The organism is Tsukamurella sp. 8F, assembly GCF_029167375.1.
Classification (GTDB): domain Bacteria; phylum Actinomycetota; class Actinomycetes; order Mycobacteriales; family Mycobacteriaceae; genus Tsukamurella.
In genome coordinates this window covers 1-19,039 of the sequence record NZ_JARFTP010000033.1, presented here as the reverse complement: position 1 = coordinate 19,039, position 19,039 = coordinate 1, and the positions used below count along the sequence as shown (strand labels likewise).

The window sequence follows — 19,039 nt, the reverse complement described above, 5'->3', positions numbered from 1 at the left end:
CCGGCGATGCGGCGTGAGGCCGCAGTCAACGCGGAATGAAGAGCTCCGCATCGCCGTCTCGGACGACAGCGAATGCCGACGTGGGGAACTTGGTGTAGGTGAAGGTCGGGTCGAGTTCGACGGCGGCCTCCGCGACGCCCGGGTCGTGGGCGACCACGAGCACCGTCGACGCCTTCCCGCCCTTCTTGCGTACGACGTCCAGGATCTCCGCACCGGACGCGCCGTACAGCTTCTTGACGTACTCCGCGGGCGCTTCGACGCCCGTCTGCGCGAGTGTCTGCCGCGTGCGCTCGGAGGTCGAACACAGAACGAGATCGGGTTCGAGCCCCTGCCGCCGCATCCACGACCCGGCGAGCTTCGCCTGACGTAGCCCCCGCGATGCCAGCGGCCGATCGTGATCCTCGACGCCGTCGGGATACGCGGACTTGCCGTGCCGCAGCAGGATCAACGTGTCCATGCGCCGCAGTCTACGGTGCGAACCACGTGAGTAGCCGCCCGGAGCCCGGCGCCGCGAGGCCTTCGTCCAGCGCGAACGCGACGGCCGTCGCCGTCGAGAACGGCGGTAGCGCCGCGCCGGGCGCGAGCAGTTCGGCGGCCTGCGGCATCGCCGGGAAGTGGGCGACGACGAGGACCGTTCCCGCGTCGACGGCGTTCACCTCGTCGAGCACCGTCTGGGGTCCGCACTCGTAGAGTCCGTCGACGACGGTGGCTGTGCAGCCCAGCCCCGTCGCCGCGAACGTCTCGCGGGTGCGGCGGGCGGGGGAGACGAGCGCCAGATCCGGGGTGAGGCCGGCGCCGCGCAGGAGGTCGCCGGTGGCCGCGGCCTCGTCGGCGCCGCTCGCGGTGAGGGGCCGGTCCAGGTCGGGCGTGTGCATCCCGGCCTGCCCGTGGCGCATCAGGATCAGGGTGGTCACGGAGGCGATCCTGCCAGCCGGATCGGTACATTGGGGACATGGCAGGAAACGAGCTGGATCCGGCACGGCGGAAGGCCGCGCTGGACGTTGCGAAGCAGCACCCCGGGCTGCTGGCGGTGCTGTGCGCACCTGCGGCGATCATCGTGGTCGTCGGGTGGATGGTCGGCGGCGCGGGGCTCGGCATCCTGCTGATCGCCGCGTTCGCGGCACTCGGCGCGTACGGGCTGTCGCGGCTGATGCGCCGGCGGTAGCGGATTGCGCGTCGACGCGTGGCTGTGGGCGGTGCGGCTGACCAAGACCCGGTCGGTCGCGGCCGCCGCATGCCGGGGTGGACACGTGCGGGTCAACGGAGCTACCGCCAAGCCGGCGCAGCACGTCGCCGTCGGGGATGAGGTGCGCTTGCGTCTCGATGGGCGTGAGCGGATCGTCGAGGTCATCGGCATGGTCCCCAGGCGGGTCGGCGCCGCGATCGCGCAGACCTGCTATATCGACAACAGTCCGCCGCCGCCACCCAAGGAGATCGTCGCGTCGCTCCCGCATCGCGATCGGGGTGCGGGGCGGCCCACCAAACGGGAGCGGCGCGAACTGGACCGGTTGATGGGGCGCTAGAGGCGCTGCGTCTCGTGGGATGCGGCTTCGGCGGAGCGATGCCCGCCGCACCACTGCTCGGGCGGCACCATCGCGCGTACGTCCTCGACGTGCTCACCGCATCCGGCCCAGGTGATCTTGCCGCACGTCTCGCACTGGATGGGGTAACACATGCGTCGATCCTTACAGGTTCCATTCCGCGCCGTCGACCTGATCCGGTCGCCACGGTCGCGCGGGCGGGAACGGCTCGCCGGGCAGGGGAACGACCGAGATGGTCGCGGCGGGCTTGTCGGCGGGGACGCCGTCGTCGCCCAGGCGCAGCAGCCAGAGGCGGTAGCCGGCGTCATCGTGCGCGGTCCGCATCTGCACCCGTGAGCCCAGTGGCAGTGGCTGCAGGTACTCGACCGTCGCGCGATGCGGCCGTTGTAGCAACCGATCGCCGTCCAGGTCGTCCTCGACGAGCTGCCAGTAAGCGGCGTTGTTGAGGTGTTGAAAAGGGTCGAAATCGGTTGACCGCAGCGGGAATTCGTGGTCGTTGGCCGAGGGATCAGGTATCGGTTCGGTATTCAGTGCCCGCCACCGCAGGCGCGTTTGTGAGACGTACTGCTGCAGATATCGCATGCCTTCGTCGCTGATGTGCGTCGGCATACCGTTATCGGCGTTGAACCGGATCCAGAACCCCTCGGTCTCGATTCGCCCGCCCTCCGAACCGGTCATGGTGATACGCATGTTGCACCATCGGGAACTGGTCGCCTCACACCACCGGACGAGCGTCACATCCGAGGGCCAGCGGATCGGCTCGAGCACATCGATGATGGTGCGGCGTACCAACCAGTACGGGTCCGTGGTCTGGAAGCCGCGGTGGAACATCTCGTCGTTCGCCATGTCCTGGGCGTACCGCGCGACGGCGTCGAGCCGCAGCCGGCGGTCGGGGTCGACGTCGCCGGTCCGCACCGCCCAGGCGCGCTCGAACGACGGGCCGGGAGGCGCGTCCTGGAGGAATTCGTACGTCTGGGGAGTCTGCGTCTCGGGGGCCACGGGGCCGACTATAGGCGCGGAGCCACCCGGCCTATCGCACCGACGCCGTCTCGAACGCCTGCCACATCCTCGCGTAGACGCCGCCCGCGGCGAGGAGTTCGTCGTGCGTGCCGAGCTCGGCGACCCGACCGTGCGCGAGGACGGCGATGTGGTCGGCCATGCGCGCCGTCGGGAGCCGGTGCGCGATGAGGATCGTGGTGCGGTCACGCGACACCCGGTGCATCGCGGCCGTCACTCGGGCCTCGGCGGCGAGGTCCAGATTGGCGGTGGCTTCATCGAGCAGGAGGAGCACGGGCCTGGCGAGTTCGGCACGGGCCAGCGCGATGAGCTGCCGTTGCCCGGCGGACAGGGATCCGCCGCGTTCGGAGATCGCGCTCCGGTAGCCGTGTGGCAGGCCCGCGATCACGTCGTGCGCCCCGACCGCTCTGGCAGCGGCCTCGACGTCGGCGTCGCTCGCGTCCGGGCGGCTGTATGCGATGTTGTCGCGCACCGTCCCGGTGAACAGGAACGATTCCTGCGGCACGTAGCCGAGCTGTGCGCGGAAATCGTGCAGGTCGAGCCGGCGCAGGTCGTGGCCGCCCACCGTCACGGAGCCGGCATGCGGATCGTAGAACCGCGCGAGCAACTTGAGGACCGTGGACTTCCCGGCGCCCGTCTCGCCGACCAGGGCGACGGTCTCGCCGGGCGCCACCTGGAGGTCGACGCCGGCGAGGGCCTCGCCACCTTCGGCGCCGGCGAGGGGTCCGCCTCCCTGCTCCGCCCGGTAGGCGAAGTGCACGCGGTCCACGGCGGCCTCACCGCGGAGGCGGCCGGGCGTCTCGGGGTCGTCGGGGTTCGGGGTGAGGGTGTCCAGTGCCATGAGGTCGGCGATCCGGGAGACCGAGACCCGCGTCTGCTGCCACGCGTCGAACACCTGCGACAGCTGCTGGATCGGTGCGAAGAACAGGTCGATGTAGAGCAGGAACGCGATCAGGGTGCCCACCGTCAATGCGCCCGCCGACTCGCCCGTCGCCGCGCTCGCCCCGGTCGGCACCAGCGTCGACCCCACGCCCAGCACCAGTGCGTCGGCGACGGCCGACAGGAACTGTACGAACGGGAAGTACGTTGCCACCAGCCGCTGTGCCTGCACGCGCGACCGGAGGTACGACGAGCCGAGCGCGTGGAACCGCTCTTCGGTGAGCGCCTCGTGCCCGTACGCCTGCGCTTCCCGAACGCCGGACAGCGACTCCTGGAAGTCGGCGTTGACCGCGGCGATGCGGTCGCGCGATATCGAGTACAGCCTCGCCGACCTGCGCCGAAACCACACGGTCGCGACCGCGAGCGGCACGATCACGCTGAGCGTGATCAGCCCCAGCTCCGGGTCGATCACGACCAGCGCGATCCCGACCCCGATGAATGTCACGCCCGCGACCAGCGCTCCCAGTAACCCGTTCTGTACCAGCGACGCGAACTGGTCGACGTCGCTCGTCATGCGGGTCATGATGCGGCCGGCCATCTCCCGCTCGTAGTAGTCGAGCGACAGCCGCTGCAGCTGCGCCCAGATGCGTACGCGCAGCGAGAGCATGATGCGCTCGGCCGTACGCCCCGTCACCAGGGTCGCGGCCATTCCGTCGACGAGGTCCACCAGCACGACGCAGAGGAACACCCCTGCCGCGATCCACAGTGCCGCCTCCGAACCGTTCACGACGCCGTGGTCCACACCGGACCTCATCACCGAGGGCCCCACCAGCCCTGCGAGCGCGTCGATCACCACCAGCAGGAGTCCGAGCAGCAGCGGTCCGCGGAAACCGCGCAGTAGCCGGCCGAGCGAGAACCGTCGGTCGTGATGTGACTCCCGTGCGAGATCGAGCGGTGCGCGGTCGCGGACCGGCGGCAGGGCCGCGACCTTCGCGAGCAACTCCGGCGTCGCGGCGAGCGCGAACTTCCAACCCCCGCTGCCGCCGCCGAGTCCGGGGCCCAGAGACGGGGGACCGATGCGCACGGTTTCGGAGCGTGAGTCGCCCGTGGCCCAGGCGGATTCGGTCACGCCGCGGGTCGCCACCGCGAGTTCTTCGATGCGATCTCCGGCGGCTGCGACCGGGTCCAGTCCCGTGAGCAGGGTCCGATAGGCCGGGTCGCGTGCGAACAAGTCCTCATGTGTCCCCTGGGCCGCGACGCGGCCGCCGTCGAGCATGACCACCCGGTCTGCCAGGTGCAGGGTCGAGACACGATGCGCGATGAGCAGCGTAGTGCGCCCGGCGAGGACCTCGCGCAGCCCGTCGTGGATCTCCTCCTCGGTACGGGCGTCGACGGCGCTGGTCGCGTCGTCGAGCACGAGGATCTGCGGATCCGCGAGGATCGTACGGGCGAGTGCCACGCGCTGCCGCTGCCCGCCCGACAGTGTCAGGCCCCGCTCGCCGACGATGGTGTCGTAGCCCCGCGGCAGCGCACGGATGAAGCCGTCCGCTGCAGCGATCCGGGCCGCTGCACGGATTCGTTCGGGCGTGGCGGTCGGGTCCCCGTAGGCGATGTTCGCCTCGATGGTGTCGGAGAACAGGAAGCTCTCCTCGAACGCGACGCCGACTGCGGAGCGTAGGGACGCCAGGGCGAGGTCCCGCACGTCCAGGCCGTCGACGGTGACCCGGCCCGCCTGCGGGTCGTAGAAACGGGAGAGCAGCGCGGCCATCGTCGACTTCCCGCTGCCGCTGGGGCCGACGATGGCGACCCGGTCGCCGGGCGCGATCGAGAGCGTCAGTCCATCCAGCACCGGGGCCGAGCCCGGCGCATCGTCGAAGCCGAGAGCGACGCCCTCGAAGGCGATCTCGCCGCGCGGGTCACGGAGGTCGACCGCGCCCGGGCGGTCGGCGATCCGCGGCTCGAGGTCGAGCAACTGGAAGATGCGGTCGGCGCCGGCGCGGGCCTGCTGACCGATCGTGAGTACGCCCGCGAGTTGCCTTGCGGGAGAGACGAACTGCCCGACGTAGGTGGTGAAAGCGAGGAAGGTGCCGAGCGTGATGTGGCCCTGGACGGCCAGGAGCCCGCCGGCGACGAGTATCGCCACCTGCGCGAGTGACGGGATCGCCTCGAGTAGTGGCTGATATCGGGCCTGCAGCCGGATCGTCCGCATCCGCGAGCCGTACAGGTCTTGTGCCGCCGACGCCAGCCGTCGCAGTTCGCGCCGCTCCTGTCCGAACGCCTTGACCACGCGTACGCCGGTCACGTCCTCGTCGACTATCTGCGCGATCCCGCCCTCATGCTGCTGTGCGTCCCATGTGGCGGGAAAGACACGGCTGCGCATCCGGTATGCGACGGCGAACAGCAGCGGCAGCACGATCAGCGCCACGAGTGCGAGTACGGGCGACAGGACGAACATCACCACCAGCGACGCGACCATCATCAGCAGGTTGCCCGCGAGCAGGGGCAGGAAGTTGAGCAGGCCCTGCACGAGGGTGGTGTCCGAGCCTGCGCGCGAGACCAGCTGCCCCGTCGGGAGCGTCGACAACGTGGCTCGGTCCAGGCGCAGCAGATGGTCGTGGATCGCGTTGCGCAGGTCCAACTGCACGCCGAGCGCTACCCGGCCGCCGCGGTACCGGCGGGTGTACGACAGCGCGAACGTCACCGCGGCCATCGCGAACAGCGCCGCGAGCCAGGGGAGCAGAGGATCGCGCCGGGTGACGATGACATGGTCCACGATCTGCCGGGCGATCAGCGGGACCGACACCTGCGCGATGCTGCCCAGGATCGACGCGCCGATGGCGAGTGCGATGTTGCGGCGCTGCGCGTACAGATAGGGGCGGAGGCGGCGGATCCAGCCCGGCCTATCGGTACCCGTCACCTGCGTGCGTGTCCAGGTGCATGGCTGCGGCTGTGGGTCACGCGCCGAGACTACGCCGGAGTCCGAAGCGTCGGCTCGACCCGCACCCTGCGCCTCACACCACCCGCGGCGTCACCATGTCGGGCCGCAGGTCGTCGACCTGCAGCTGGAACGCCGGCTCCGGACCTGCGGCCTGCCGGAGGTCCGCACGACAGATCCGGGCGAGACGTCGAAGCTCGGACGTCGGGATGTCGGGGGCGACGGACACGGTCAACCGGACGACGGGGCGACCGCGCTCGGTGCGCGTGTCGGCCGACGCCTTCTGGACCGCAGGGTGCTGCGCGAGGTCCTCGGCGGCTGCGTCGGCGAGGCGAGCGAGGTCGACGTCGCCGGTGTCGTGGCGATGGCTGTGCACGGACCGGGGACGCAGACGAGCGAGGAGCGACCAGAGGCCCAGGGCCAGCGCTACGACGCCGACGGCGGCGAGCGCGACCGTCCACCACGGCTGAGCGGTTACGTCGGCGATCCGCGCGGGTGCAAGGGCTTCCGTCGCCCAGCGTGCCGGGCGCAGGCTGCAGCGGTCACCGATCACCCACACCGCGCCGACGAGGAGGAGCGCGCCGACGAGCCCGGTGACGACACGGTCGGCGATGCGCAGTCGCGTGGTCACGGCATCTCCTCTCGTGCGCGGGCGGAGTCGCGAGACACCCACACCGCGTCGCCCACCGGGACGGCCCGCACCCGGCGGGGTGCGACGGCCAGGACGAGCAGAGCGAGGCCGATCACGCCGACCGCGACGGCAGCGGGCCAGGTCCACCACGACCAGTGCGCACCGCCCAGTGCCGTGGCGACGCCCGGGCACCAGGCCGCACCACCGATCCATCCGAGGTGGATCAGGGTGTCCCGCAATGCGATAACGCCCGCCGCCACCAGGGCGATCGCGACGAGGGTGGCCACCGTCGACGCGCCGGCCATCCGCTTCGGCCCGGCGCGCCGGGGCTCGGGTGGCGTCGACTCGGCGTCGGGTCGGCGTTGGTACGCGGCGGCGACCTCGGCGGCGCTGCGATCGGCCACGACCCGGGCGAGCCGGACGTCGATCCGTCGCGGCTCCTCGCCGAGCGCCGCCCACAGTTCCGCGGCGACCGCGGCCTGTACGTCACCCACCAACTCGCCACCGTCGAAGGGCCACGCCGCGGCGACCTCGATCCGGATGTCCGAAGCTGCGGGCTCGCCGGCGAGCCGGACGGATGGAAGCGCGCGGCCGGGCAATGCGCCGCTCTGCGGGCGCACGCCGTGGACGCCGGATACCGCGTGTTCGATCAGACGGTGACGGACGCGGTCGCGCACCGACGTGCTGCCGCGCGTCCGAACCGATGCCGAGCTGCTCTCGGAGGGGACGGCCGGAGGCGCGGTGGTGCCCGTCATCGCCGGCGTCCGAGGGCTGTGAGGTCGATCGCACCATCGAGGTGTGCACCCACGGCTGCGCCGGCGGCTCCGAGCACCACCGCGAGGAGGAACCCGATCAGACCTCCCGTCGCTGCCGCGACGGCCAGCAGCAATCCGGCGAAGAGCCCGACCAGCATGTAGTTGCGGCTCATCTCATTCCTCCCGTTCCGATGGTGCGCCCGGCGCCACCACGTCGCTCACGAGTACGTCGACCGGTACTCCGGCGGCCTCGCTCGCGACCCGACGCGCCTCCTGCGCTATCTGCCACAGTCCCGGTCGCAGCTCGACCACCACCTCCATCCGTCCGTGGTCGGGGCCCAGGTTGATTCCGCGCACAGTACGCCCCGGCAGATAGGTCGCGGGCGCGCCGATACCGCCCGGATGGAGTCCGACCACGCCGTCGACGGCGGTCACCGCGTTCACGACGCTGTCGATTCGCTCGATGTCCTGCTCGGTCACCGGACGCGGGGGTCGCCGTCGGCCGGCTCGTCGCCGTCGGTGAAGTGCACATCGTGCACGGTGACGTTCACCTCGGTCACTTCGAGGCCGGTCATCTTCTCGACCGCAGAGATCACGTTGGCACGGATGCCGGCGGCGAGATCGTGGATCGCAACCCCGTACTCCGCGACGATCCCGATGTCGACCGCCGCCTGCCGCTCGCCCACCTCGACGTCCACGCCTTGCGTCAGGTCGGGGGCGCCGGGCAGCGTCTCCCGCAGCTTCCCGACCACGCGCGCGGCCTGGCCGCCCAGGTCGTATACGCCGTCGACCTCGCGTGCGGCGATACCGGCGATCTTGGAGACCACGACGTCCGCGATGGTCGTCGAACCGTGCTCGGACGTGCGGGCCAGGGTCTTACCGCGGTCGGCGGACGAGGTCCTGGTCGTGGAGGCGGTCTCCTGGGTGTGGGTCGCCGTCGTCATCAGCATCTCCTTCGACTGTTGTCGTGCCGAACTGTTCCGGCACAATCGTTTCGTCGCACCGCGCACGAGAACTCGCACGCGGATGTGATGCAGATCACGATGCGGATGGAGGGAGGTCGAATGCCGGCGCCGAGTCGTGCCGACCTGTTGGCTGCGCTGTCCGACGAGACCCTCGCGCGCCGCGCGCAGGACGGCGATGCCGACGCGTTCGACGTCCTGGTGCTGCGGCACGCTCCCGCGCTGCTGAGGTTCGTGGCGCGCACGCATCCGGACCGCTCGGACTGCGATGACATCGTGCAAGAGACCTTCATCGCCGCATGGAAGTCCCTGCCGACCTTCGCATTCCGTGCCAAGTTCAGGACGTGGCTGTTCTCGCTCGCCTCGCGTAAGACGGTCGACGCACTGCGCCGCAGGCGGCTCGACGTCGACCTGGACGCGGTCGCGGAGCCCGTGGACGACACACCGGGTCCGGGGCGCCGAGCCGAGTCGGTGGACTTCCTCGGCGCGCTCAACCGCGAGTTGTCCCGGCTTCCGTACCCGGCGCGGGCGGCGTGGTGGCTGCGTGAGGTCGACGGCATGACGACCGCGGAGATCGCCACGGTCCTGCACACCAGCGAGGGAGCCGTTCGCGGGCACCTGCAACGCACGCGTGGGCGCCTGGCACAGGCGCTCGTGGAGTACAAACCGTGACCGGCGGGCGGGCGTGGACCGGCGACGGCTGTACATCGGCGCCGGTATCGCGTCACACTGGGGTCCTGATGAGTGCGACGGACGGGACTCTGGACGACGTGGCCGACACGGCGTGGATCGCCGATGCCACGCGCCGTCTCGCGGGTCTAGGCGGGGGCGGGGAGATGTCCGTCCCCGACCCGAGGTGGAGCGGCGGCACGGATACTCTCGATCGGCTCCGCGCGAGCATCGGGTCGGCGATCGCCGCCCTGCCACGTCAGGGCAGGCCGCTGGGGACGGCCGCCGCCGGTGTGACCATCAGCCATCTCGCGCTGGCGAAGGCACTGGCCGCGCATCTCGCCGAGCCCGCCGCCGCGGCCGCCGCGGCGGTGGGCGACGTGGAGGTGTCCGTCGAGGGCGACGCCGTCGGTGCGGTCCACGTCCGGCTCGTCGCCGTGGGTGCGGACGAGCGGGACGCGTCCTACCTCGATGACGGCGACGTGCTGCGCTCCCGTGCGGCTCGGTTCGTCGCCGAACTCCTCGGAGTGCATCCCCCCAGAGTGGATTTGACCTGGCAGGACGTGCTGTTGCCGCCGGCATGATCCCGGTGGGTCTAGCGTGGATGCATGTGTAGGAACATCACAGAGCTCCGCGGCCTCGTCCCGGCCGCAAGCGACCAGGAGATCGAGGCGGCCGCCCGTCAGTACGTGCGCAAGGTGAGCGGCGTGCAGAAGGTGTCCGACAACAACCGCGACGCCTTCGAGAAGGCGGTCGCCGCTGTCACGGCAGCCACCCACGAGTTGCTCGACGCCCTGCCCGAGCGGCGGCAGCCGCCCAAGACGGTGCCTCCGCTCCGTCGCCCCGAGGTCCAGGCTCGCATCGCGGCCCGCGCGGGGGCGTAGAGGCGATCCGCCTCACCCGGCGCCTGTCCCTGTCCCGCCGTGTATCCGTCAGTGAGTGACGCTGGCGGAGTGGCCTATCGCTACGTCGTCGACCATTGTGCGCATGAACGCGTCCTGCTCCGCTATGCCCCGGTCGGCAGCCCGGTCGGCGAGCGCGGGTACGGCGCGGAGCGCCGAGCGCATGGCGTTGACGGGGAACCGCAGGACCGGATACCACGGCAGCGTCGACGTCGGAAGGCCCAGCAGCGCCATGGCGCGGCGCCCGAGGAACGCGCATGAGATCGACAGGTGCTGCTCGCGCGCGAGGCGGCGGCGCAGCGCCGCGAACCGCGGGTAGTTCCACCGCAGCGGGTCCTCCGCCATGGGCGACGCGAGTTGGCGGGACGTCTCATCGGGAGTTGCGAGCGCCGCCGACGTGTGGAAGAGGATCCGCACGCAGTCCCGGAAATCGCGCGGCAGGAACTCGTCGGATACACCCATCAGCCGCCCGACGTACCGCGTCAGATGCGCGACAGCCTCGTATTCCGCCGGTCTATGGAAGATGCCCATGCCGATCCCGCCGATCGACGGCGCGACCAGCGCACCGATGAGCGTCGCCGCCATATCCGTCTGGTTGATCGGAATGCCCCACGCTGCCGTGTCCCAATCAGGCTGCGCCAGAAGATGTCTCCGGACCATCGAGTGGATCCAACGGACGCGGATCGTGGAGCGGTAGCCGATGCCGCCGGGCTCCAGCCCGCCCTCTGAGATCACGTCCAGGGCCCAGCGCGTGGTCTCCGCGAAGCGCTGGTTCGACCCCTTCTCCAGCGCGCCGGTCCGCAGCAGGGTCACATTGAATCCGGAGTACAGGTAGCCGCCGAGCAGTGACACATCGCGCGCGAGATACAGGCCGTCCGCCCCGCCCGCCCGCATGGCGCGCGCGCCGACCCGCAGCTTCTCGCGATCCAGCCACGCCGGGACGAGCTCGACCTGCTCGAAGAACTCGCGCAACTCCGGCGGGGCTTCGGCGACGCTCGCGATGCCTCCGAGTAGCGCCTGCTCGAACCAGGCGCGGCGTGTCTCGGTGTCCTCGGCGTGCATCCACTGGACGAGCCGATCCATCGGTTGGTCGCCCTCGATCAGCGCCTCGCCCAGGCGTCGGAACTCCGCGTCGCTCGGCGGTCGCAGGCGCAGCATCGCGGCGAACGACCTGATTCCCGCCGGCACCGTACACGGCTCGACGGGGTGCCGCGTCGGCAGTGCTGTCGTCGCCGTCATGCAGCAGCCTCTCGTTGACAACGTATGTTGTCACCAATGTATTGCCGGGTAAGGGGGGTGTCAACGACGACCGCCCGCGCCCGTTCCCTCATGTACAGCCGCGCCGCCGCGCGCCGCCGCCTGTCCGCCCGACGGTGTCTCGCCGTTCGATGCCTCGCCGCTGGACGCCTCGCCACCCGTCGCGGCCCTGCTGCCCGACGTCGCGTGTAGCGACGTCGGCGCGCCGCTCGGGTCCCGCCCGGCCGGCCCGGTCTGTGCGACCGGGCCCCGCGGCGCGGTCGCCGGGGAGCGGCCGAAGCCGCCGGGGGCGGTATGTGTGCCCGCGCCGGCCCTGGGTGGGTGCGACGAGTCCCGTACGGGCGCAATCGCATCAGTGACCGTGGTGGACGTCGCTCCGCGCAGGATCGAGGCGTCGGCATCGACTACCCGCCGCGCGGCGCTGCCCGCGGCGGTCAGCGAGGCGCCGGGAGATCCGGTATCGCGCAGGGTCGTCGCGGCGGCATCCGCGGTCTGGGTCACGCCCAGCAATGACAGCTCCGGCGCGTAGAAGGCGACGGCGAAGAAGGCATCGGTCGCCTCGACGGCACCCGCCTGCAACGGGCCGGCGGGGGAGGGGAGGATCCCGAACGGCGCCGGTGTGGTGAGCGGCGGCGGTACCGGCGCGGCCGGCGGCAGCGGCTGCTGCAATGCCGTCAGCACGTCGGAGCGCAGCGTGTCGACGGCGCCGGGCACAGTCGACCCGGGCGCCGCGGCCGGGACGAGGGCCGCGCCCGCCAGCTTCATCAGATCCACCTCGCCGATCAGCACGCCGTTCTGGAATCGCGGCACGACCCGGTCGAGGTCGTTGCCGATGATGCCGGCCATTGCGTCGTTCGCGGGCCCCGTCACCGTCGCCGCGGCGGAGCCGAGTGCCTGCAGCGGTGAGCCCGTGACGGCGAGCGCCGTCGCGAGCGCGACCGGGGAGCCGAGGACCGCCGCCGGGAGGGTCTGCAAGCCCGTGATCGCGTACGGGCAGATCGCCGCGCAGTTCTCCACCTGATTGCCTAGGAACTCGGACAGCAGCGCGCCGGGCGCCGGTGCGGCGTAGGCCACACCCGGCCCGACGGAGAGCGTAGCGACGGAGACGGCGGCGACGGAGACCGCCGCGGCACGGGGGAGGAGTGCGCGCGAGGCGCGGATCGCCATGTACAGGAATCTACTCGATTGTGACCTACCTCACACCGGCGTATCCTGAGCCCATGTCCAGCCGAACGCTTCGAGATCATCCGAATGTGATCGAGCGGATGGAGTACCTCTGTGGCAGCCATCTACCCGATTCCATGCACGAATGGGTTGTCCGGGACACCGCGGGACCCGGCCACAACCGCCGCTATTACGTCCGCGGGATGCTGATGTTCTCCCCGATCGTCGTGGTCATCCTGCTCGTTCCCACGGCCTGGTGGATCAAGGTCGCGATGATCGCCCTCGTGGTGTTACCGGCCTTCTTCTTCCTCTCCGCTCTGAAGGGGGTCTACCTGCGTCACCTGATGATGGACAACGACGTCGATCCGGATACCCAGACCGGCAAGTGGCGGGCCGAACGCGTCCGTCGTGCGCAGGTGTACGCGTCGAAGTTCCGCAACGGCCCCAGAAAGTACGCCTGAGGGCTTGAATCCCGTTGCGCCGCATGAGCGGCGGACATCTCGCTTTCCCTCACCAGGGATGTCCTTCGACGCCGCGGTGCGACGGCGACGATCCCCCGCGCGGCGGCCCGAACCGCGCCGCGCGGGGTGATCCGTCGTTCGGGCCGCGGGGCGCACGCATGTCGGTGCGGCGGCGTAGCGTCGTGCGCGTGCCCACCCGCCGCTGGATCCCCGGCTATCCGCTCGACCTGAGCGGCACCGTCGGCGTCCATCGGAGGGGTACGGGCGACCCCGCGCACGTCGTGACGCCGGACGGCGCGGTGTGGCGCGCGTGCCACACACCCGACGGCCCCGGCACCCTGCGGATCACGCGGATCGGACGCGCGGTCGCCGCGCAGGCATGGGGCGACGGAGCGGATTGGCTCTTGGGCCACCTGCCGGCCCTGCTCGGCGCGGAGGACGATCCGGCGGCGCTCGTGCCCCGCGACCCCGTCGTCTCCGCAGCGGTGGCCGCTTCTCCAGGGCTACGTCTCTCGCGTACGGAGAGGGTGTGGGAGGCGCTCGCACCCGCGGTGCTCGAGCAGAAGGTGACCGGCCGGGAGGCGTGGCGCGCGTGGCGCACGCTGCTGCGCCGGCACGGCACGGTCGCGCCCGGGCCCGACGGCATGCCGCGCGGGCTCCGCGTGCCGCCGCGGCGCGAGGCGTGGGCCGAGATCCCGTCGTGGGAGTGGCACCGTGCCGGCGTGGAGCCGGTGCGGATGCGCACGATCGTCGGTGCGTCCGCCCTAGCGCTCGAACACCGTGCCCAGCGGCTCGCCGCGCTCCCCGGGATCGGCCCGTGGACCGTCGCAGAGGTGCTCGGGCGCGCGCACGGCGATCCGGATGCCGTCCCGGTCGGGGACTACCACCTGCCGCGCATCGTCGGGCTCGCGCTCGCGGGCGAGCCCGTCGACGACGCCGGGATGCTCGAGCTACTGGCCCCGTACGCGGGGCAGCGCGGCCGTGTGATCCGGCTGCTGGCCCGCGCCGGCCACGGCGGTGAGCGTCGCGGGCCGCGGATGCCGACCCGGGATTACAGCGCGCTCTGACGGTGTTGAAAGCGCTGCGTGATCAGCGTGCCGGGCCGGATGAGGCCCCCGGGCGCATACCTTTTTGACCATGATGAGTCGATGCAGGTAAGGTTGGTCGCCGTGCCTGACGAAAGTCGGGCCGCTCACGTGTGTCCACAGGCAGGCCGGACCCCCGGAACCGCTTGCGACAGCGCGACACACCCGACCTCGGGGTGACATGAGGAAGGGTTGGCTACGTCCCGGAAACGGGACTGACCAGCGGAGACAACGATGTTTTGTCGCCGCTGGAGGGGCCGAGCTGCGGAGGTCGGCGTTCTCTTCGAGACGCCACCTGCCCGGAGCTACAACCGCAGCAGAGAAGCGGGCGTCCACCGACGCCCGCAGCCACGACAACAAAAGGAATTCGCACTTCATGCCAACTATTCAGCAGCTGGTCCGCAAGGGCCGCCGCGACAAGGTTGCCAAGACGAAGACGGCCGCCCTCAAGGGCTCGCCGCAGCGTCGCGGCGTGTGCACCCGCGTGTACACGACGACGCCGAAGAAGCCGAACTCGGCTCTCCGGAAGGTCGCCCGCGTCCGTCTGACCAGCTCGGTCGAGGTCACCGCGTACATCCCGGGTGAGGGTCACAACCTGCAGGAGCACTCGATGGTGCTCGTCCGCGGCGGGCGTGTGAAGGACCTCCCCGGTGTCCGCTACAAGATCATTCGCGGCTCGCTCGACACTCAGGGCGTCAAGAACCGCAAGCAGGCTCGCAGCCGCTACGGCGCCAAGAAGGAGAAGAGCTAATGCCTCGTAAGGGTCCGGCGCCGAAGCGCCCCCTCATCGCAGACCCGGTCTACGGCTCGCCCCTGGTCACCCAGCTGGTGAACAAGGTTCTCCTGGACGGCAAGAAGTCCACCGCCGAGCGCATCGTGTACGGCGCCCTCGAGGCGACGCGCGAGAAGACCGGTACCGATCCCGTGATCACCCTCAAGCGCGCGCTCGACAACGTCAAGCCGTCGCTCGAGGTCAAGTCCCGTCGCGTCGGCGGTGCCACCTATCAGGTGCCCGTCGAGGTCAAGGCGGGGCGTGCGAACACCCTCGCTCTCCGCTGGCTCGTGACGTTCACGCGGCAGCGCCGTGAGAAGACGATGGTGGAGCGTCTGGCCAATGAGTTGCTGGACGCGAGCAACGGTCTCGGCGCTTCGGTGAAGCGTCGTGAGGACACCCACAAGATGGCCGAGGCCAACCGGGCGTTCGCGCACTACCGCTGGTGACGCGCGGCTTCGCCGCCCCCAGCCGTAGACAGCTCTTGTCCGAACTCTTCCCGAAGGGAACACCGTGGCACAGGAAGTGCTGACCGACCTCACGAAGGTCCGCAACATCGGCATCATGGCGCACATCGATGCCGGTAAGACCACCACCACCGAGCGCATCCTCTTCTACACCGGCGTCAACTACAAGATCGGTGAGACCCACGACGGTGCCTCGACCACCGACTGGATGGAGCAGGAGAAGGAGCGGGGTATCACCATCACCTCCGCTGCGGTGACCTGCTTCTGGAACAAGAACCAGATCAACATCATCGACACGCCCGGTCACGTCGACTTCACCGTCGAGGTGGAGCGGTCGCTGCGCGTGCTCGACGGTGCGGTCGCCGTCTTCGACGGCAAGGAGGGCGTCGAGCCCCAGTCCGAGCAGGTGTGGCGGCAGGCCGAGAAGTACGAGGTCCCGCGCATCTGCTTCGTCAACAAGATGGACAAGCTGGGCGCGGACTTCTACTTCACCGTGCGCACCATCGAGGAGCGTCTCGGCGCCAAGCCGCTGGTCCTGCAGCTGCCGATCGGTGCTGAGGATGCGTTCGACGGCGTCGTCGACCTGATCGAGCAGAAGGCCATCACCTGGCGCGGCACCGTCGCGATCGGTGCCGAGCCGACGATCGAGGAGATCCCCGAGGATCTCGTCGAGGCGACCGCCGAGTGGCGCGAGAAGCTGCTCGAGGCCGTCGCCGAGTCCGACGAGGCTCTGATGGAGAAGTACTTCGGCGGCGAGGAGCTCACCGTCGAGGAGATCAAGGGCGCCATCCGGAAGCTCACGGTGAACCGTGAGCTGTACCCGGTCCTGTGCGGCTCGGCGTTCAAGAACAAGGGCGTCCAGCCCATGCTCGACGCCGTGATCGACTACCTCCCCAGCCCGCTCGACGTGCCCTCCATCGAGGGCCACGCCGTCGGCAACGAGGAGGAGTTGCTCTCGCGCAAGCCGTCGAAGGACGAGCCGTTCTCGGCGCTGGCGTTCAAGATCGCGGCGCACCCCTTCTTCGGCAAGCTGACCTTCGTGCGCGTGTACTCGGGTCACATCGACGCCGGCACCCAGGTCCTCAACGCGACCAAGGGCAAGAAGGAGCGCATCGGGAAGCTCTTCCAGATGCACGCCAACAAGGAGAACCCGGTCGAGGACGCCACCGCGGGCCACATCTACGCGATGATCGGCCTCAAGGACACCACCACCGGTGACACCCTGTGCGATCAGGCGAACCCCATCGTCCTCGAGTCGATGACGTTCCCGGATCCGGTCATCAACGTCTCCATCGAGCCGAAGACCAAGTCGGACCAGGAGAAGCTGTCCGTCGCGATCCAGAAGCTCGCCGAGGAGGATCCCACCTTCTCCGTCGAGCTCGACGAGCAGACCGGTCAGACCGTCATCGGCGGCATGGGCGAGCTCCACCTCGACATCCTGGTCGACCGCATGAAGCGGGAGTTCAAGGTCGAGGCCAACGTCGGCAAGCCGCAGGTGGCGTACCGCGAGACGATCCGCAAGACCGTCGACAAGCACGAGTACACCCACAAGAAGCAGACGGGTGGCTCGGGCCAGTTCGCGCGCGTCATCATCAAGCTGGAGCCGCTGGAGGACACCGAGGACGGGGCGACCTACGAGTTCGCGAACGCCGTCACCGGTGGCCGCGTGCCGAAGGAGTACATCCCTTCGGTGGACGCCGGTGCCCAGGATGCGATGCAGTACGGCGTGCTCGCCGGCTACCCGCTGGTCAACGTCAAGGTCACGCTGCTCGACGGCGCGTACCACGACGTCGACTCCTCGGAGATGGCGTTCAAGATCGCTGGCGCGCAGGCCTTCAAGGAGGCCGCACGCAAGGCCGGTCCCGTGATCCTCGAGCCCATCATGGCTGTCGAGGTCACCACCCCTGAGGACTACATGGGTGATGTGATCGGCGACCTGAACTCCCGCCGTGGCCAGATCCAGGCCATGGAGGAGCGCAGTGGTGCCCGTGTCGTCAAGGCGCAGGTTCCGCTGTCGGAGATGTTCGGCTACATCGGAGACCTTCGGTCGAAGACCCAGGGCCGAGCCAACTACTCCATGGTGTTCGACACCTACGCCGAGGTTCCGGCGAACGTGTCGAAGGAGATCATCGCTAAGGTCAACGGCGAGTAACCACTCGCCGCCGACCGGGCGGCTGACGCTGCGGCGTCGAAAACTGAAATGAAAACTCCCTGCGGGACAACCGGTTCCGCAGGCAACCAGTCCAGGAGGACACCAAGTGGCGAAGGCGAAGTTCGAGCGGACCAAGCCGCACGTGAACATCGGCACCATCGGTCACGTCGACCACGGCAAGACCACGCTGACCGCGGCGATCACCAAGGTGCTGCACGACAAGTACCCGGACCTCAATGAGGCCTCGGCGTTCGACATGATCGACAAGGCGCCCGAGGAGAAGGCTCGCGGCATCACGATCAACATCTCGCACGTCGAGTACCAGACGGAGAAGCGCCACTACGCTCACGTCGACGCTCCCGGTCACGCGGACTACATCAAGAACATGATCACCGGTGCCGCCCAGATGGACGGCGCGATCCTGGTGGTCGCCGCTACCGACGGCCCGATGCCGCAGACCCGTGAGCACGTGCTGCTCGCCCGCCAGGTCGGCGTGCCCTACATCCTTGTCGCCCTGAACAAGTGCGACATGGTCGACGACGAGGAGATCCTCGAGCTCGTCGAGATGGAGGTCCGCGAGCTGCTGGCTTCGCAGGAGTTCGATGAGGACGCGCCCGTCGTGCGCGTATCCGGCTTCCAGGCGCTCGAGGGCGACCCGAAGTGGTCGGAGTCGATCATGGAGCTCATGAACGCGGTCGACGAGTCCATCCCGGACCCGGAGCGCGAGACCGACAAGCCGTTCCTGATGCCGGTCGAGGACGTCTTCACGATCACCGGTCGTGGCACCGTCGTCACCGGTCGCGTCGAGCGTGGCGTGATCAACGTGAACGAGGAGGTCGAGATCGTCGGCATCCGCGAGAAGTCGACCAAGACCACCGTCACCGGTATCGAGATGTTCCGCAAGCTCCTGGACTCGGGCCAGGCGGGCGACAACGTCGGCCTGCTGGTCCGTGGCCTCAAGCGTGAGGACGTGGAGCGTGGCCAGGTCGTGACCAAGCCGGGCACCACCACCCCGCACACGGAGTTCGAGGGCCAGGCGTACATCCTGTCGAAGGACGAGGGTGGCCGCCACACCCCGTTCTTCAACAACTACCGCCCGCAGTTCTACTTCCGCACCACGGACGTGACCGGCGTCGTGACCCTCCCCGAGGGCACCGAGATGGTCATGCCCGGCGACAACACCGAGATGAGCGTCAAGCTCATCCAGCCGGTCGCCATGGACGAGGGCCTGCGCTTCGCGATCCGCGAGGGTGGCCGCACCGTGGGTGCCGGCCGCGTCACCAAGATCGTCAAGTGATCTAGGTAGTCAGCCGAGAAGGGGGGGGGGGGGGGGGGGGGGGGGGGGGGGGGGGCCCGGGGCGGGGGGGGGGGGGGGCGCCCCCCCCCCCCC

23 protein-coding genes are annotated in these 19,039 nt (G+C 69.9%); 11 read left to right on the top strand and 12 right to left on the bottom strand.

Features of this window, described 5'->3' with window-relative positions; all coding sequences use genetic code 11:
* Positions 1-25 precede the first annotated feature (25 nt).
* Together P0W64_RS19055 and P0W64_RS19050 are read right to left on the bottom strand one after the other, a co-directional pair.
* A complete protein-coding gene (locus tag P0W64_RS19055; protein ID WP_275481748.1) occupies positions 26-457 on the bottom strand; it encodes a histidine phosphatase family protein in 432 nt (143 codons plus the stop codon).
* Between the two features lie 10 nt (positions 458-467).
* The gene (locus P0W64_RS19050) at positions 468-914 is read right to left on the bottom strand and encodes a histidine phosphatase family protein (protein WP_275481747.1); all 447 of its coding nucleotides are present in this window, start codon (positions 912-914) and stop codon (positions 468-470) included.
* 38 nt (positions 915-952) lie between these two features.
* Between P0W64_RS19050 and P0W64_RS19045 the strand changes: the two genes are divergently transcribed.
* Entirely contained in the window at positions 953-1,165 is a 213-nt protein-coding gene (locus P0W64_RS19045) for a hypothetical protein (RefSeq protein ID WP_275481746.1), read from the top strand.
* A 4-nt stretch (positions 1,166-1,169) separates the two neighbouring features.
* Positions 1,170-1,523, top strand: coding sequence for an RNA-binding S4 domain-containing protein (locus P0W64_RS19040; protein WP_275481745.1), 354 nt, complete (start codon positions 1,170-1,172; stop codon positions 1,521-1,523).
* Here the strand turns inward: P0W64_RS19040 and P0W64_RS19035 are convergent.
* The 8 genes from P0W64_RS19035 to P0W64_RS19000 all read right to left on the bottom strand — a co-directional run bounded on the left by P0W64_RS19035 (position 1,520) and on the right by P0W64_RS19000 (position 8,702).
* The gene (locus tag P0W64_RS19035) at positions 1,520-1,675 is read right to left on the bottom strand and encodes a hypothetical protein (RefSeq protein WP_275481744.1); all 156 of its coding nucleotides are present in this window, start codon (positions 1,673-1,675) and stop codon (positions 1,520-1,522) included. The genes P0W64_RS19040 and P0W64_RS19035 overlap by 4 nt on opposite strands.
* 10 nt (positions 1,676-1,685) lie before the next feature.
* Positions 1,686-2,540 carry an acyl-ACP thioesterase domain-containing protein gene (locus P0W64_RS19030; RefSeq protein ID WP_275481743.1) on the bottom strand — a complete coding sequence of 285 codons (855 nt, stop codon included), beginning with the start codon at positions 2,538-2,540 and terminating at the stop codon, positions 1,686-1,688.
* Positions 2,541-2,571: 31 nt separating this feature from the next.
* Positions 2,572-6,354, bottom strand: a complete 3,783-nt coding sequence (locus P0W64_RS19025) for an ABC transporter ATP-binding protein (RefSeq protein ID WP_275481742.1) — start codon at positions 6,352-6,354, stop codon at positions 2,572-2,574.
* A gap of 94 nt (positions 6,355-6,448) precedes the next feature.
* Complete coding sequence (locus P0W64_RS19020; RefSeq protein WP_275481741.1) at positions 6,449-7,003, bottom strand: hypothetical protein; 555 nt, start codon at positions 7,001-7,003, stop codon at positions 6,449-6,451.
* Positions 7,000-7,758, bottom strand: coding sequence for a hypothetical protein (locus P0W64_RS19015; protein ID WP_275481740.1), 759 nt, complete (start codon positions 7,756-7,758; stop codon positions 7,000-7,002). Before P0W64_RS19015 ends, P0W64_RS19020 begins: the two co-directional genes overlap by 4 nt.
* On the bottom strand, positions 7,755-7,931 hold the full coding sequence (locus P0W64_RS19010) for a DUF2273 domain-containing protein (RefSeq protein ID WP_275481739.1): 177 nt from the start codon (positions 7,929-7,931) through the stop codon (positions 7,755-7,757). The genes P0W64_RS19015 and P0W64_RS19010 overlap by 4 nt, the downstream gene beginning before the upstream one ends.
* Before the next feature lies 1 nt (position 7,932).
* Positions 7,933-8,238: a hypothetical protein gene (locus P0W64_RS19005; RefSeq protein WP_275481738.1), complete on the bottom strand. Its 306-nt coding sequence runs from the start codon at positions 8,236-8,238 to the stop codon at positions 7,933-7,935.
* Positions 8,235-8,702, bottom strand: coding sequence for an Asp23/Gls24 family envelope stress response protein (locus tag P0W64_RS19000; protein WP_275481737.1), 468 nt, complete (start codon positions 8,700-8,702; stop codon positions 8,235-8,237). Before P0W64_RS19000 ends, P0W64_RS19005 begins: the two co-directional genes overlap by 4 nt.
* Positions 8,703-8,822: 120 nt before the next feature.
* Between P0W64_RS19000 and P0W64_RS18995 the strand changes: the two genes are divergently transcribed.
* From P0W64_RS18995 to P0W64_RS18985, 3 genes are all read left to right on the top strand, one after another.
* Complete coding sequence (locus P0W64_RS18995; protein WP_275481736.1) at positions 8,823-9,392, top strand: sigma-70 family RNA polymerase sigma factor; 570 nt, start codon at positions 8,823-8,825, stop codon at positions 9,390-9,392.
* 68 nt (positions 9,393-9,460) lie between these two features.
* Positions 9,461-9,973: a hypothetical protein gene (locus P0W64_RS18990; protein ID WP_275481735.1), complete on the top strand. Its 513-nt coding sequence runs from the start codon at positions 9,461-9,463 to the stop codon at positions 9,971-9,973.
* 24 nt (positions 9,974-9,997) lie between these two features.
* Positions 9,998-10,273, top strand: a complete 276-nt coding sequence (locus P0W64_RS18985) for a DUF2277 domain-containing protein (RefSeq protein ID WP_275481734.1) — start codon at positions 9,998-10,000, stop codon at positions 10,271-10,273.
* Positions 10,274-10,321: 48 nt separating this feature from the next.
* Here the strand turns inward: P0W64_RS18985 and P0W64_RS18980 are convergent, their stop codons facing one another.
* Positions 10,322-11,530: an oxygenase MpaB family protein gene (locus tag P0W64_RS18980; RefSeq protein ID WP_275481733.1), complete on the bottom strand. Its 1,209-nt coding sequence runs from the start codon at positions 11,528-11,530 to the stop codon at positions 10,322-10,324.
* 60 nt (positions 11,531-11,590) lie between these two features.
* Positions 11,591-12,715 (bottom strand): hypothetical protein, encoded by a 1,125-nt coding sequence (locus P0W64_RS18975; RefSeq protein WP_275481732.1) that lies wholly within the window; start codon positions 12,713-12,715, stop codon positions 11,591-11,593.
* Between the two features lie 53 nt (positions 12,716-12,768).
* On the opposite strand from P0W64_RS18975, the gene P0W64_RS18970 reads away from it, so the two are divergent.
* The 6 genes from P0W64_RS18970 (at position 12,769) to tuf (ending at position 18,946) form a co-directional block, all read left to right on the top strand.
* The gene (locus tag P0W64_RS18970; RefSeq protein ID WP_275481731.1) at positions 12,769-13,173 is read left to right on the top strand and encodes a DUF5313 family protein; all 405 of its coding nucleotides are present in this window, start codon (positions 12,769-12,771) and stop codon (positions 13,171-13,173) included.
* Between the two features lie 188 nt (positions 13,174-13,361).
* Entirely contained in the window at positions 13,362-14,240 is an 879-nt protein-coding gene (locus tag P0W64_RS18965; protein WP_275481730.1) for a 3-methyladenine DNA glycosylase, read from the top strand.
* 394 nt (positions 14,241-14,634) lie between these two features.
* The gene (gene rpsL, locus P0W64_RS18960) at positions 14,635-15,009 is read left to right on the top strand and encodes a 30S ribosomal protein S12 (RefSeq protein WP_275481729.1); all 375 of its coding nucleotides are present in this window, start codon (positions 14,635-14,637) and stop codon (positions 15,007-15,009) included.
* Positions 15,009-15,479: a 30S ribosomal protein S7 gene (gene rpsG / locus P0W64_RS18955; RefSeq protein WP_275481728.1), complete on the top strand. Its 471-nt coding sequence runs from the start codon at positions 15,009-15,011 to the stop codon at positions 15,477-15,479. The genes rpsL and rpsG overlap by 1 nt, the downstream gene beginning before the upstream one ends.
* A 64-nt stretch (positions 15,480-15,543) precedes the next feature.
* Positions 15,544-17,649, top strand: coding sequence for an elongation factor G (gene fusA, locus P0W64_RS18950; RefSeq protein ID WP_275481727.1), 2,106 nt, complete (start codon positions 15,544-15,546; stop codon positions 17,647-17,649).
* A 106-nt stretch (positions 17,650-17,755) separates the two neighbouring features.
* Positions 17,756-18,946 carry an elongation factor Tu gene (gene tuf, locus P0W64_RS18945; protein WP_275481726.1) on the top strand — a complete coding sequence of 397 codons (1,191 nt, stop codon included), beginning with the start codon at positions 17,756-17,758 and terminating at the stop codon, positions 18,944-18,946.
* The last annotated feature ends 93 nt before the right edge of the window (positions 18,947-19,039 follow it).